The organism is Neorhizobium sp. DAR64862/K0K3, from assembly GCF_050500185.1.
In the GTDB taxonomy this organism is placed as follows: Bacteria; Pseudomonadota; Alphaproteobacteria; order Rhizobiales; family Rhizobiaceae; genus Neorhizobium; species Neorhizobium soli.
This window is the reverse complement of the sequence record NZ_CP191449.1, coordinates 3,425,951-3,439,560: the sequence shown is the minus strand read 5'-3', so window position 1 is coordinate 3,439,560 and position 13,610 is coordinate 3,425,951. Positions and strand designations below refer to the sequence as shown.

The window sequence follows — 13,610 nt, the reverse complement described above, 5'->3', positions numbered from 1 at the left end:
GATTATCCTACGAAAGCGATCTTCAGAACGGCGAACAGACAGAGCCCGGCGATCAGGATCGAGAAGAATGTGTTGAGCATGACGAACAGGACCTTCGCGAACTCGCTGTGCACGTAGTCCTCGATGATGACCTGCATGCCGAGCTTCATGTGGATGATGCCCGAGATCACGACAAGGCCCATGACAACAGCGACGAACGGGTTCGACAGCGCCTCGACCACTTCGGCAAACGGCTTGCCGGCATAGATGATCATGAAGATCACGAAAAAGGTCATCAACGGCACGTTGGCGACGGCGGTCATCCGCTGGCGCCAGAAATGTTCGGTGCCGTCTTTGGCGGAGCCCAGTCCGCGGACCTTACCGAGCGGGGTGCGCATATCCATGGAAGCTGTTCCTTAGCGAACGATGAAGCCGACCACCCAGACCAGCACGGTCAGACAGAGCGATGCGATGATGTTGGCGATGGCGAGCTTGGTCGAAAATTCCTTCTCGAAGCCACGGCCCAAGTCCCACATGAAGTGGCGGAAGCCGCCGAGCATGTGGTGGATCAGCGCCCATGTATAGCCGAGAAGAACCAGCTTGCCGGGAATGCTGCCAAGCGCCCAGTTGGCCCAGTCGTAGTAAGCCGGGCCGCTTGCTGCAGCGATCAGCCACCACGCGACAAGGATCGTGCCGAAATACAGAGCGCCACCGGTGATACGGTGAACGATCGACATGACCATTGTGGGGATTGGCTTGTAGATTGAGAGATGCGGCGACAGAGGCCGGTTGTTAGTCACATTCGCCATCAGAACCTCGCGGCGTCGTAATGCGTCAAAGAGCGGGAGCCCTTGGCAATGCACGCTGCCGAGAAAATGTGCATTGCATCATTCGCGTGGTTTAATCTTGGAATTCCCCAACGACAAGAACAATTCTAAACGATCGAGAATTTAATCGATTGTGTTTTTCTCAAGGTCTCGGGTTTGCCAGATCGCGGCACGATATCTGGCAAACCCGAACAATTGGTTTCTTGCCAGAAACCCGCTTTCGCTCCATGTTAATGTTTCGTTAACCTGTGTGTCGCGGAGTTCGTCATGATCAGTCACCGGATCAAGCCCCTTGTCATCGCCGCAGCAGTGCTTGCAGCCTTCGCATCAGTCGCTTCCGCGGCAGATCGCAGGCATCATCATCAGGGCTATGCCGACCGTGGATACGACAGAGGCCATCGCCACCAGTTCGTCGAAAACAATCGCTGGGATCGCCAGGGTGACGGACGACGCAACCGTCCTGCCGAGATCAACCGGATGACCCGTACTTATGCATCGGGTAGCTTTGATCGGGGCTCGTCATCCTTCACGCGCGGGATTGATACCTATACAGGTTCGATCCAGGCCTACTCGGTCCCTGGCAATGGGACCTATCTTGTGCGCGACGATATCTACTGGCCGCAGCAGGAAGGCCGCAGTCTGGTACTCGCCCCGAAAGCCAAGGTGATCGATGTGGCGCAGGAGATGGGTGGCAACGCGGTGGCCTCGAACAAATCCTGCTCGTTTGAAGCCGGCGTCTGCGTCATTCGAGGCGGCCGATAGTCGTCTCAGGCGAACTGCCACACGGTCGTCTTTTTGACCTCGCTGTCTTCAAGTGCCCGGGTGACGGGTACCTGGTAGACGGCCATCTCGGTAAGCCGATCCTTGGGGCAGTAGCTCCTGCCGGGATCACCGACCAGAACGACCTTTCCCGCTTCCGATAACCGGGTAAACCACGGTATCAACAGATCGGCCATGACGCGATCGTAGAATACGTCGCCGGCGAGCAGCACCTCCGCCTCGATCTCTCGCCCGATCAGATCTTGCGACGTGAAGGATATCTCTACGTCGTTCTCCGCGGCGTTGAGCCGCACCGCAGTTTCCGTCCAGGGATCGATATCGGCGGCGAGCACTTGGGCTGCAGCAGCCTGTTTTGCCGCGATCGCCACCAGCCCGGATCCCGATGCGAAATCCAGCACCCGCTTGCCGGCTACTGTACCCGGATGATCGAGGATATAGCGGGCGAGCCCCTGCCCGCCGGCCCAGGCGAAGGCCCAGAACGGCGGCGGCAGACCGATCGCCTGCAACTCTTCCTCCGTCTTCAGCCAGAGGTCATGCGCCTCGGTCGCCAGATGAAGCCGGATCTCCGGAACATGCGGCGGCGCGGTGACATCCGTGTTGGCGAGGATGAAGGTCGCAGGGTCGGTTTTCAAGGACGCGTCAGTCCGGCGAGCGGGGCGGGTTCTTGACACCACCCAAGCGGCAGATCTCGAGATATTCCTCTTCCGTCACCGGCTGTACGGAAAGCCGCATCGAGGTGACCAGCGCCATCTTTTCGAACTGCGGATTGGCCTTGATGTCCTTCAGCGTGATCGGCTTCGGCACATCCTCGACGGCGCGAATATCGACGCAGTCCCACTTCGGATCGCCCTTGGCCGAGGAATCCGGATGCGACAGCGCGCAGACCTCGACGATGCCGACGATCTCCAGCCCCTCGTTGGAGTGGTAGAAGAACCCCTTGTCGCCGATCTTCATGGCCCGCATGTTGTTGCGGGCCTGATAGTTGCGCACGCCGGTCCATTCCTCGCCGGCTTTTCCCTTGGCCTTCTGCTGCTCCCAGGACCAGACATCCGGTTCGGATTTATAGAGCCAATAGGCCATGGTTATCTCACTCCGCAGGCTTGTTGATCGTCCAGTTCCACGGCTTCACATCGACCGTCTCGAACAGGCCGGCGAGGTAATAGGGATCGGCCTCGGCAAGCGTGCGGGCAGCCGCCATATCGGCGGCTTCAACCACGACCAGGCTGCCATTCGGCTTGTCTTCATCGTCCAGGAAAGGACCGGCAAACTTCAGCGTGCCGTCGGCATTCAGCTTGTTGAGATGTTCGAGATGGACCGGACGGGTTTCCATCCGGACGTTGAGATGGCCGGGCTTGTCGGTGCAGAGGAAGGCAAACAGCATCGTTCTCTCCTGGGGTTGATCTATTCCGTGGTGATCGGGCGGGTCATCAGGCGTTCCATCGCGTCGGCCACGCCAAGCTGTCCATCGATGATCGCGGCAACGGCCTCGGTCACCGGCAGATCGACGGAATGGGTCTGCGCGAGCTGGGCTGCGACCGATGCGGCAAAGGCGCCTTCGACCAGCGGTCCGCCGGAGGCCGATGCCGGCTCCCCTCGCCCGAGCGAAATGCCGAAGCGCAGATTGCGGGACTGGTGGCTGGTTCCGGTGAGCACCAGATCGCCGAGACCGGACAGGCCCCGCACCGTATCCGCCTTGCCGCCCATTGCTTCGACGAGGCGCGACATTTCCGCAAGTCCGCGCGAAATGAGCGCGGCACGGGCCGAATCACCAAGGCCTGCGCCCTCGACGATGCCGCAGGCAATCGCCAGCACGTTCTTCATCGCCCCGCCGAGCTGCACGCCGATCCGGTCGGACGAGGCGTAAAGCCGGAAGGTCCGGCTGGACAGCACGGTCGCCAGACGCTCCGCGAGCAGTTGGTCCTCCGCCGCAAGCGCCATCGCCGTCGGAAGCCCGCGCGCAATGTCGAATGCAAAACCGGGGCCGGAGAGAACCGCGATCGGGTGGCTCGGAAGCGATGCCTCCAGAACGTCCGTCAGCAAAAGCCCTGACACGCGGTCTATGCCTTTGGCACAGGTAACGACCGCCGCATCCTTTGCGAGATACGGACCGTAATACCGCGCCGCATCGCTCTGCGCCTGCGAAGGCATGGCAAACAGCACAATGCTCGCATCCGAGATGGCGTCGGGTTCAGCGGAGAATTCGAGCGCATCCGGCAACGTCACGCCGGGAAGTGCCGCGTCATGCACACGGTCGTTTCTGAGATCGGCCATCAGGCCGGTATTGCGGCCGATCAGCGTTACCGGGTGACGACCTTCGAGCGCGATGACGGCTGCGAGTGCCGTACCGAAGGCCCCGGCCCCGATCACGACGATCCGTTCTTGCGGCATCTCTGCCCCGTTCATGCCTTGGCACCCCGTTTGCCGGAGCCAAGCAGCGTCTGCGCATTGGCATCCAGCGGCCAGCGCGAGCGCGGCGCGACATCCATGCCGTCAAACGGCATGTCTTCGGCCAGCCGTTCAAGCCCTGCCCAGGCAATCATCGCTGCATTGTCGGTGCACAGCTTCATCGGCGGCGCGATAAAGCGAAATCCGTGTTCGATGCAGAGCGCCTGCAGCGTTCGGCGTATCTCCTGGTTGGCGGCAACGCCGCCGGCAACCACCAGCGCAGGACCGACATCCAGATGGCCGAATTCCTTGGCAAACCGCGCAAGTCCACGCCCGATCCGGTCGCGCAGCGTTCGCGAGATCGCCTTCTGGAACGAGGCGCAGATATCGGCGATATCCTGCTCGGACAGCGGCGCGATCTCGGTCGCAGCCTGACGCACGGCGGTCTTGAGACCGGAGAACGAGAAGTCCAGCCGGGCTTCGCCAACCAGCGGCCGCGGCAATTGAAAACGATCGGGATCGCCCGTCAGCGCCGCCTTCTCGACGGCGGGACCGCCCGGGTATGGCAGGCCGAGCAGCTTTGCCGTCTTGTCGAAGGCTTCGCCCAGAGCGTCGTCGATCGTGGTGCCCCAGCGCTCATAATCGCCGACGCCACGCACCAGAACCAGCTGCGTATGCCCGCCGGAGACCAGCAGCATAAGATAAGGGAACGACAATCCGTCCGTCAGCCGCGCCGTCAGCGCATGTCCCTCGAGATGGTTGATCGCCATCAGCGGCTTGCCGGTGGCGCGTGCAATCGCCTTCGCCGTCATCAGCCCGACGATCAATCCGCCGATCAGGCCGGGGCCGGAGGTTGCTGCAACGGCATCGATCTCATTGAGCGATACGCCAGCGCGCGACAGTGCCTCCTCGATCAGACCGTCCAGCGCCTCCACATGGGCGCGCGCCGCAATCTCGGGCACGACGCCGCCATAGGCGCTGTGCTCGTCGAGCTGCGAGAAGACGACATCGGACAGGATTTCGCCACGGCCGTCCTCGTGGCGCACGACGATCGCGGCCGCGGTTTCGTCGCAGCTTGTTTCAATGCCGAGGATGCGAAGAAATGCCGCCATGACCTATCGTTGATTGAAGAGGAAAACAGGTTTACGAGGGCTTCCGGTAACAATGGAATGACGCGGATGCAAACAAAACCTTTCCGGATAGGAACGCGGGGCAGCCCGCTGGCGCTCGCCCAGGCGGCCGAAACCCGTGCACGGTTGATGGCAGCCCATGCCCTTCCGGAGGAAATGTTCGAAATTGTCGTCCTGTCCACGACCGGCGACCGCATCACCGATCGTGCCCTGAGCGAGATCGGTGGCAAGGGCATGTTCACGCTGGAACTGGAAGAAAAGCTCTCCTCGGGAGATCTCGACTTTGCGGTCCATTCCTCAAAGGACATGCCGACCAAGCTTCCGGAGGACCTTTACATCTCCGCCTACTTGCCACGCGAGGATATCCGCGACGCCGTCATCGGCCGCACGGCGCCGAGCCTCAAAGCTCTGCCAGATGGTGCGACCGTCGGAACCGCGTCGCTTCGGCGCCAGGCGCTGGTGCGCCGTCTCCGTCCCGACATCCAGGTTGCGATTTTTCGCGGATCGGTCGGCACGCGCCTGCGCAAGCTCAACGAAGGCCATGTGGATGCGACACTTTTGGCCTATGCCGGGCTGAAGCGGCTGGCCCGCGAGGAAGTTGCGACCGAACTGCTCGACCCCGTCGATTTTCCGCCAGCCCCTGCGCAGGGCGCGATCTGCCTCGAGAGCCGCATCGGCGACACGGCCATCGATGACCTGCTGAAAGCCGTCAACGACTGTCCCACCTATGACGCGGTCAGTTGCGAGCGCGCATTTCTGGCAGCCCTCGATGGCTCATGTCGGACACCGATCGGCGGGTACGCGATCTGCGACGGAGATCACCTGAAATTTTCAGGCCTGATCCTGACGCCGGACGGATCGACCGAACATGCGGTCGACATCAGCGGCCGACGGGCGGATGCTGAAACGCTTGGTCGCCAGGCCGGAGAAACCGTCCGCGCCGCTGCCGGACCGGGCTTCTTCGAAGGCTGGGTCTGACGCCATGCGGGTCATCGTTACCCGCCCTGACCATTCCGCCCGGCGAACCGCAGCACGGCTCGAAACCCTCGGCCATCAGCCTGTCTTCCTGCCGCTCACTCGCGTTGAGCATAACCTGGAGATCGCCCGAGAAGCGCTGTCCGAACCCCATTCCGCGCTTGTCGTGACCAGCGCCGAAGCCGTTCGCGCGCTTGGCGAACTTGGACATGAAATCCGCCCTCGCCTGTCCACGCAGATATACGCCGTCGGCGAAGCGACCGGCGAGGCAGCACGCGCCCTCGGCTTTACCGATATCCGCTGCGGCGATGGCACCGGGCATGATCTGGTGGAGAGGATCGCCCAGGATGTCGGCGAAACATCCAGTCTCCTCTATCTTGCCGGCAATCCGCGTTCGCCGGATTTGGAGGACGGATTACGCGCCCGCGGCATCGCCTGCAAAACGATAGAGATCTACCGGATGGTCAAGGTCGGCTACCGGACCGAGATCATCGAACCGCTTCTGACCCGCCCGGCGGCCGACGCAGTCCTTCTCTATTCGCGCCACAACGCCGCGCTGTTCTTCGAACTCGTGCAGCCGTTTGCAGCCTCGATCGAACATTTGCAGGTCATCTGCCTCAGCAAAAACGTCGCTACCGCGGTGCCTGAAAAATTTCATCCTGCTATCTTCGTCGCTGAAACACCCGACGAAGACGCACTTTTCGCGTTTCTTTCACCATAGTGCCAAGCCAAATTCTCTCGCTCCCCTTTCCTTACCCTGCCCCACCAACTACTTTCCCTGAGCAGATGCGAAAAGAGGTCGAGATGGTAACGGAAAAACCACCCCGCCGATCGATGGCGGAGAAAGAACCGGTCACGATCGACCTGACGGCCGATGGCGCTGGCGTGGTGGCCGAGCCTGTGCGCAGCAATGACAGCGACATCCCGGAAACCGCTTCGGAAAAAGTCGAAGCTTCTGAGACGACGGATGCCATCCCGCTGGCCGGCGAGCCGGTGACATCGACCGTGCCTGAAGAGACCGACACGTCCCACGTGATCGGCCAGCCGGATAGCTCCCATGGGCGAGACGAGCCAGGTGTGACGGGAACAGCCGATCCGGTTGTGACCGAGCCGGACGCGCCGATTGCGACAGACGCTGCTCGTGACGCTGCCCCCTCGCCGACCGAGGAATTCACCCCGTCGCCCACGCCCGGTTTTGACGAACCTGCCGCTAAGCATGAAACCTTTGACAAGGCATCGGACGCCCAGCCAGCCACCCGCTCCGGTGGGACCTCGGCGTCCACGCTGATTGCTGCCGGCATTTTCGGCGGCATCGTCGCGCTTCTGCTGGCGGGCAGCATGCAGTATGCCGGTTATCTTCCATCATCGACCCCCGCAGCATCCGGCTCGACCGAACTGTCGGACGAAATCGAAGCTCTTCGCCAGGATATCCAGACGCTGCGCAGCCAGCCGGCGTCTCCCGATACGGAACTCGCAAGCCGCGTTCAGGCGCTGGAAAGTTCTGTCGCGCAGAATTCCGGCGGTCCGACCGAAGAAAGCTTGAATGCCCTCCAGCAGCAGCTGGCAGATACCAAAGCTGCGGCAGCCACGCAGACGGCCGAGCTTTCCCGCCGCCTCGAAGCGGCAGAGGCCCAGATCAACGATCGCGGCCCGGAACAGCAGGTTGCCCGCGCGGTGGCTGCCGCTGGCCTCAAGGCCGCCATCGATCGTGGCGGCTCGTTCGAGGCCGAGCTTCAGGCGTACACGAACATTGCCGGCGACGATCCCGCGATCGCCGAGCTCAAGACATTCGCCGCAGACGGCGCGCCGTCGCGTGAGCAGCTGCAGAGCGAGTTTCCGGCCGTTGCCGATACGATCATCCAGGCGTCCGTGCCAGCGGATCCGAACCAGGGCATTGCCAGCCGGCTTCTGTCCTCCGCCATGTCGGTGGTCAAGGTTCGCCGCGTCGGCGATGTCGAGGGTGAGACGGTCGACGCGATCGTCTCACGCATCGAGGACCGGTTGCGGAGCGGCGACCTTCAGGCGGCTGCCCAGCAATGGGATACGCTGCCAGACGCCGCAAAATCGGCGTCTACCGACTTCAAGCGCAAGCTGGATGCGCGGGTACAGGTTGAAAATCTCGTGAGCGGAACTCTTTCGCGCGCGCTTGCTGGCACGAAATCAGGCTCTTAAGGCTGAAGAAGAAAGAAACGGATGATCATCAGGCTCTTCATTTTTCTTCTCGTGGTTCTGGGCCTCGGCTGGGGCTTTTCCTGGATTGCGGATCGCCCCGGGCTGATTTCCATCACCTGGCAGGACCATCTGATCGAGACCAGCATCATGGTGGCCGCCACGATGGTCGTTGCGCTGATTGCGGCTGTCATGATCGTCTGGTGGGTCATCGGCGTCATCTGGACATCGCCGCTATCGGTACGTCGCTATTTCCGTACCCGCAAGCGTGACCGCGGCTATCAGGCGCTCTCGACCGGCCTGATCGCAGCCGGTGCCGGCAATGCCGTTCTTGCCCGCAAGATGAGCATCCGCACCCGCGGCCTGCTCAGCGCCGATCAGGAACCGCTCATTCACCTTTTGGAAGCGCAGGCGGCCCTGATCGAAGGCCGCCATGCGGACGCACGGGCCAAGTTCGAACAGATGTCCGAAGACCCGGAAACCCGTGAACTCGGTCTTCGCGGCCTTTACATGGAAGCACGCCGTCTCGGCGCCAACGAAGCTGCTCGCCAGTATGCCGAAAAAGCCGTCGAACATGCGCCCTACCTGCCCTGGGCAGCCCAGGCGACGCTCGAATCGCGCAGCCAGTCCGGCCGTTGGGACGAGGCCATCCAGCTACTCGATCAACAGCGGGCGGCAAGTGTGCTCGAACGCGGCGAAGCCGAGCGCTTGAAAGCCGTTCTTCTGACCGCCAAGGCGAGCGAACGCCTGGAAGGCGACCCGAACGGTGCCCGCGAAGATGCAAAGGCCGCTCTGAAGCTCGCCAAGGGCCTCGTGCCGGCCGCGATCATTGCAGCCAAGGCCTATCTGCGCGAAGACAATATCCGCAAGGCAGCAAGCATCCTCGAAAGCGCCTGGAAGATCGAGCCGCATCCGGACGTCGGTCGTACCTACGTTCGCGCCCGCAGCGGCGATAGCACGCTTGACCGTCTGAAGCGTGCCGAAAAGCTCGAAGCGCTGCGTCCCAACAACATCGAATCGCTGCTGGTCGTCGCGCAGGCAGCTCTCGATGCCCAGCAGTTCCCCAAGGCGCGCGCCAAGGCGGAAGCTGCAGCCCGCATGCAGTCGCGTGAGGCCGCCTATCTCCTGCTGGCCGATATCGAGGAAGCGGAAACCGGCGATCAGGGCCGCGTCCGTCACTGGATGGCGCAGGCTCTGCGCGCCGGCCGTGACCCTGCCTGGGTTGCCGACGGTATCGTTTCGGACAAATGGCTGCCGCTCTCGCCGGTCACAGGACGTCTTGATGCCTTCGAATGGAAAGTCCCGTTCGGCCAGATCGAAGGACCCGTGGAAGACGGCACCCTGGCCGCAGACGAGGCGATCGCAACGCTTCCGGCAATCACGATTCGCGAAGACGTCACGCCGGCTGTCGAAACACCGGAAAACGAGAGCACCAATCAGGTTGCTGCCGACATGCAGCCCGTTGTAGTGCCTCAGGAAGACTTAGCTGTTGCAGCAAAAACACCTACGGCCACGAATGTGACAGCGGAGCAGCCTCCGGAGGCAGAAAAGCAGGACGAGACCGTTCCCTTTTTCGGTCGTCCGCCCGATGATCCCGGTGTCAAGGACGCAAGTGCCGAGAAGTCTCCCACGAGGCTGAGGCTTTATTAGAAAAACCGGAGAAGGCCTAGATTACATATGCTCGATCGCATCCAGGCCTTCCTCCACACGCTGACAGCCCCGCACCATACGGATGAATTTGCGCCAGACGACCCGCGCGTTGCGTTCGTGGCGCTCTGTTTCCAGGTCATGGAAGCCGATGGCAACATGTCCGAGGAAGAGCAGCAGAAATTCCGCGATCTGATGCGCGATCGTTACGATCTGAGCCCGGAAGGGTTGCAGTCGCTGATCGAGGCGGGCCGGCAGGCTGGAAGCGAAGCCGTCGACTATTACCGGTTCACATCGGATCTCAGAAAGCATCTGGTTGACGAAGAGGACCGGATCGAGCTTCTCGGCATTCTCTGGGATATCGTCTATGCGGACGGGCAGCGCAGCGAGATCGAGGATCATGTGATCTGGCGGATCGCCGATCTCTTGGGCGTCTCTGCCCGTGATCGGGTTCTGCAGCGGCAGGAGGCGGCCGCGCGCACCTCGTCTCATCCGGTCGCAGGGGAAGAGGAAGAAAAGGTTTAGCCCGGAACGCTCCAGGACGTGACGTCATGAGAACCCCTTCCCGCCCATCCTCTAAACTCCCGATCCTCGCGATCCTGCATCAGGAAACCTCCTCCGCCGGACGCGTCGGCCAGATGCTCGTCGACAAGGGCTTTGCGCTGGATATCCGCAGGCCCGCTCTCGGCGATCCCCTCCCCGACACGATGTCCGGCCACGCAGGCGCCGTCGTCTTCGGCGGTCCGATGAGTGCCAACGACCCGGACCCGTTCATCAAGACGGAAATCGACTGGATCGACGTGCCGTTGAAGGAGAACAAGCCGTATCTTGGCATCTGCCTCGGTGCCCAGATGCTGGTGCGCAATCTCGGCGGCCGCGTTGGGCCGCAGAAAGGCGAGGTAACCGAAATCGGCTGGTATCCGCTACGCGCCACGGAGCACGGCAGGCTTCTGATGCACTGGCCGAAAATGGTCTACCACTTTCATCGCGAAGGCTTCGATGTGCCGCGGGGCGCAAAATTGCTCGCAGAGGGCGACGCCTATCCGCATCAGGCGATCCGCTACGGCGAGAATGCCTGGGGCGTACAGTTCCATGCGGAACTCACCCGCGCCATGATGCATCGATGGGTGGTGCACGGCGCCGAACGTTTCGGCATGCCGAATGCGCAGCAGGGAAACCAGCATTTGGAAGGACGGATGATCTTCGACCATGCGTTGAAGGACTGGCTGTGGACCTTCCTCGACATCGTCTTCGATCGACCCGCCGCCGAGGCAAGCCGCCCGGCCCTGCCCACCTATCCCGCCCAGGGCAACGGATAACTCAGCGCTGCGGCGCTTCCAGATTATCGATCTTGCGAAGTTTTGGAAAGCCGATCGACCAGATCACGGCGACCGCGAGTGTGCCGATGCCGCCGATGACGACGGCAGGGACCGCGCCGATCGCGTGCGCCATGGTTCCGGCCCGGAACTCGCCCAGCTCGTTCGATGCGCCGACAAACACCATGTTGACGGCATTCACCCGGCCGCGCACCTCATCAGGCGTCCAGAGCGCGATCAGCGTCTCACGCACATAGACGGAGATCATGTCGGCCGCACCCATCAGCATCAAGGCCGCAATCGAGATCCACGGAGTGGCCGACAGGCCGAAGATCAGCGTGCCCAACCCGAACAGCGCTACGCCGATGAACATCGCCGTGCCCGCATGGTGGCGGATCGGATGGATGGCAAGCCAGACCGCAACGCCGATCGCGCCGATGCCGGGCGCTGCGCGCAACAGGCCGAGACCCCAGGGGCCAAGCTCCAGCACGTCGCGGGCAAAGATCGGCATCAGCGCCACGGCGCCACCGAGCAGCACCGCAAACAGATCGAGCGAGATCGCACCGAGCACGATCTTCTCGCCGGCGATGAAGCGGAAACCGGCCAGCATCTCGTTCCAGCTGACTTTGGAGGACGGCGTGCGCTGCGCGGGCTTCGGAATGAGGAAGACGAGGATGGCGGCAACCGTCATGAGAAAACAGGCGACCGAATAGGCCGCGATCGAACTCGCGCCATAGAGAAGCCCGCCGAAAACCGGTCCGAGGATCGATGCCGTCTGCCAGGAGGACGAATTCCAGGCGATCGCATTGGGAAGGTCTTCTTCCGGCACGAGGTTCGGTCCGAGCGACTGCACCGCCGGCCCCATGAAAGCGCGCTCGATGCCGAAGACGACAAGGATCGAAAACACCAGCCACGGCGTGAATGAGTCGGTGATGGTGAGGGCCAGAAGCGCCGCCGAACACAGTCCGCCGACGACCATGCAGATCGCCATGATCATGCGTCGGTTGTAGCGATCGGCGACCGAACCCGTCACCAGGATCAAAAGCAGCGACGGAAGAAACTGGAAAAGCCCGATCAGACCGAGATAGAGCGGATTGCGCGTCTCGTCATACATCTGCCAGCCGACGGAGACGCTGACGATCTGGATCGCGAAGGCTGCGAAGAACCGGCTGAGAAAGAAACGCGTATAAGCTGCGTGACGAAAGGCGGCGAAGCGATCACCCGATGTGGGTATGGACATGGAACCTGTACTTTCAGCGAAGCCGGAAACCCACGATATGCACACGCCGCCGTTAAACATCCTGCGACGCGGGCCATAGACGGCACTTGCCCGTTAGTTCGCCAATGTCTACATGTCTGTCAACAAAGAAATGGAGACGTGAATGCTCGCCCTGTTTCAGACCATTGACTTGGCCTTGAACCTTTACACCTGGATCCTGATCGCCAGCGCCATCTTTTCATGGCTGTTCGCCTTCAACGTGATCAATTCGAGCAACCAGTTTGTCGATGCGATCGGCCGGTTTCTCTTCAATGTCACCGAGCCCGTTCTCGCGCCGATCCGCCGGGTCATGCCGAACCTCGGTGGTATCGACATCTCCCCGATCATCGTGCTTCTGATCATCTTCTTCATCCGCTCGCTGATGTGGACCTCGATCTATCCTGCTCTCGCAGGCTGAAGCCAAAGACTTTCAGCACGGACACGGTCGGCCCGCGGTGGGAAATTTCCCGCGCGGGCCGTTTTTGTTTTGGGCTTACGAGCTGAAACAAAAAATCCTCCGACTCGAGACGAACCGGAGGATTTTGGAAGCGGTCAGCGGTAAAGATTACTTCTGGGCGTTGAAGCGTTCGATCGCCGCGACGATCATTTTCTTGGCGACGTCAACGTCCTTCCAGCCTTCGATCTTCACCCACTTGCCGGGCTCCAGATCCTTGTAATGCGTGAAGAAGTGCTCGATCTGCTTCAGCGTGATCTCTGGCATATCGGTGTAGTTCTTGATCTTGTCGTAGCGCTGGGTCAGCTTCGGAACCGGCACGGCAATGATCTTCTCGTCCTTGCCGCCGTCGTCTTCCATCACCATCACGCCGATCGGGCGGACATTGATGACGCAACCGGGAACCAGCGGGCGGGTGTTGCAGATCAGAACGTCGATCGGATCACCATCCTCGGACAGCGTATGCGGCACGAAGCCGTAATTGCCCGGATAGGTCATCGGTGTGTACAGGAAACGGTCGACGATCAGCGCGCCGGCTTCCTTGTCCATCTCGTACTTGATGGGCTGGCCGCCGACAGGTACTTCAACGATTACGTTGACGTCTTCAGGCGGATTCTTGCCAACAGAAATTGCATCGATGCGCATAGTCTTCCCCGATGAGGTTTACGAACTTGTGAACCGTCGATAGCG

17 protein-coding genes are annotated in these 13,610 nt (G+C 61.6%); 8 read left to right on the top strand and 9 right to left on the bottom strand.

Going from position 1 to position 13,610, the window contains the following annotated elements; all coding sequences use genetic code 11:
• Positions 1 to 2: 2 nt before the first annotated feature.
• Positions 3 to 383: a succinate dehydrogenase, hydrophobic membrane anchor protein gene (gene sdhD / locus ACQY1L_RS16610; RefSeq protein ID WP_062462477.1), complete on the bottom strand. Its 381-nt coding sequence runs from the start codon at positions 381 to 383 to the stop codon at positions 3 to 5.
• A gap of 12 nt (positions 384 to 395) precedes the next feature.
• The gene (gene sdhC / locus ACQY1L_RS16605; RefSeq protein WP_062462475.1) at positions 396 to 788 is read right to left on the bottom strand and encodes a succinate dehydrogenase, cytochrome b556 subunit; all 393 of its coding nucleotides are present in this window, start codon (positions 786 to 788) and stop codon (positions 396 to 398) included.
• Positions 789 to 1,073: 285 nt separating this feature from the next.
• Between sdhC and ACQY1L_RS16600 the strand changes: the two genes are divergently transcribed.
• Positions 1,074 to 1,568 carry a hypothetical protein gene (locus ACQY1L_RS16600; protein WP_430241856.1) on the top strand — a complete coding sequence of 165 codons (495 nt, stop codon included), beginning with the start codon at positions 1,074 to 1,076 and terminating at the stop codon, positions 1,566 to 1,568.
• A gap of 5 nt (positions 1,569 to 1,573) precedes the next feature.
• On the opposite strand, the gene ACQY1L_RS16595 is transcribed toward ACQY1L_RS16600, so the two are convergent.
• From ACQY1L_RS16595 to tsaD, 5 genes are read right to left on the bottom strand one after another with little or no spacing between them, the layout of a single operon-like run.
• Positions 1,574 to 2,218, bottom strand: coding sequence for a class I SAM-dependent methyltransferase (locus ACQY1L_RS16595; protein WP_062581672.1), 645 nt, complete (start codon positions 2,216 to 2,218; stop codon positions 1,574 to 1,576).
• Between the two features lie 7 nt (positions 2,219 to 2,225).
• Positions 2,226 to 2,666: an EVE domain-containing protein gene (locus tag ACQY1L_RS16590; RefSeq protein ID WP_062462467.1), complete on the bottom strand. Its 441-nt coding sequence runs from the start codon at positions 2,664 to 2,666 to the stop codon at positions 2,226 to 2,228.
• 7 nt (positions 2,667 to 2,673) lie between these two features.
• Positions 2,674 to 2,967 (bottom strand): YciI-like protein, encoded by a 294-nt coding sequence (locus ACQY1L_RS16585; RefSeq protein WP_430241854.1) that lies wholly within the window; start codon positions 2,965 to 2,967, stop codon positions 2,674 to 2,676.
• Between the two features lie 20 nt (positions 2,968 to 2,987).
• Positions 2,988 to 3,989 carry an NAD(P)H-dependent glycerol-3-phosphate dehydrogenase gene (locus tag ACQY1L_RS16580; protein ID WP_430241852.1) on the bottom strand — a complete coding sequence of 334 codons (1,002 nt, stop codon included), beginning with the start codon at positions 3,987 to 3,989 and terminating at the stop codon, positions 2,988 to 2,990.
• Positions 3,986 to 5,083 (bottom strand): tRNA (adenosine(37)-N6)-threonylcarbamoyltransferase complex transferase subunit TsaD, encoded by a 1,098-nt coding sequence (gene tsaD / locus ACQY1L_RS16575; protein ID WP_192077836.1) that lies wholly within the window; start codon positions 5,081 to 5,083, stop codon positions 3,986 to 3,988. Before tsaD ends, ACQY1L_RS16580 begins: the two co-directional genes overlap by 4 nt.
• 66 nt (positions 5,084 to 5,149) lie before the next feature.
• Here tsaD and hemC point away from each other — a divergent pair, with 66 nt between their 5' ends.
• The 6 genes from hemC to ACQY1L_RS16545 all read left to right on the top strand — a co-directional run bounded on the left by hemC (position 5,150) and on the right by ACQY1L_RS16545 (position 11,211).
• Positions 5,150 to 6,079, top strand: coding sequence for a hydroxymethylbilane synthase (gene hemC, locus ACQY1L_RS16570; protein ID WP_430241850.1), 930 nt, complete (start codon positions 5,150 to 5,152; stop codon positions 6,077 to 6,079).
• 4 nt (positions 6,080 to 6,083) lie between these two features.
• Positions 6,084 to 6,797 carry a uroporphyrinogen-III synthase gene (locus ACQY1L_RS16565; protein WP_430241847.1) on the top strand — a complete coding sequence of 238 codons (714 nt, stop codon included), beginning with the start codon at positions 6,084 to 6,086 and terminating at the stop codon, positions 6,795 to 6,797.
• An 83-nt stretch (positions 6,798 to 6,880) separates the two neighbouring features.
• Positions 6,881 to 8,248, top strand: a complete 1,368-nt coding sequence (locus ACQY1L_RS16560) for a COG4223 family protein (protein WP_430241845.1) — start codon at positions 6,881 to 6,883, stop codon at positions 8,246 to 8,248.
• A gap of 21 nt (positions 8,249 to 8,269) precedes the next feature.
• Positions 8,270 to 9,895 carry a heme biosynthesis protein HemY gene (locus tag ACQY1L_RS16555; protein WP_430241843.1) on the top strand — a complete coding sequence of 542 codons (1,626 nt, stop codon included), beginning with the start codon at positions 8,270 to 8,272 and terminating at the stop codon, positions 9,893 to 9,895.
• 27 nt (positions 9,896 to 9,922) lie between these two features.
• The gene (locus tag ACQY1L_RS16550) at positions 9,923 to 10,417 is read left to right on the top strand and encodes a TerB family tellurite resistance protein (protein WP_092659306.1); all 495 of its coding nucleotides are present in this window, start codon (positions 9,923 to 9,925) and stop codon (positions 10,415 to 10,417) included.
• Between the two features lie 26 nt (positions 10,418 to 10,443).
• Positions 10,444 to 11,211, top strand: coding sequence for a glutamine amidotransferase (locus ACQY1L_RS16545; RefSeq protein ID WP_430241840.1), 768 nt, complete (start codon positions 10,444 to 10,446; stop codon positions 11,209 to 11,211).
• A 1-nt stretch (position 11,212) separates the two neighbouring features.
• Here the strand turns inward: ACQY1L_RS16545 and ACQY1L_RS16540 are convergent, their stop codons facing one another.
• Entirely contained in the window at positions 11,213 to 12,448 is a 1,236-nt protein-coding gene (locus ACQY1L_RS16540; RefSeq protein ID WP_174197148.1) for an MFS transporter, read from the bottom strand.
• Positions 12,449 to 12,590: 142 nt separating this feature from the next.
• On the opposite strand from ACQY1L_RS16540, the gene ACQY1L_RS16535 reads away from it, so the two are divergent.
• The gene (locus ACQY1L_RS16535; RefSeq protein ID WP_062462428.1) at positions 12,591 to 12,884 is read left to right on the top strand and encodes a YggT family protein; all 294 of its coding nucleotides are present in this window, start codon (positions 12,591 to 12,593) and stop codon (positions 12,882 to 12,884) included.
• Between the two features lie 147 nt (positions 12,885 to 13,031).
• Here the strand turns inward: ACQY1L_RS16535 and ppa are convergent, their stop codons facing one another.
• Entirely contained in the window at positions 13,032 to 13,565 is a 534-nt protein-coding gene (gene ppa, locus ACQY1L_RS16530) for an inorganic diphosphatase (RefSeq protein ID WP_062462425.1), read from the bottom strand.
• Positions 13,566 to 13,610: the final 45 nt, after the last annotated feature.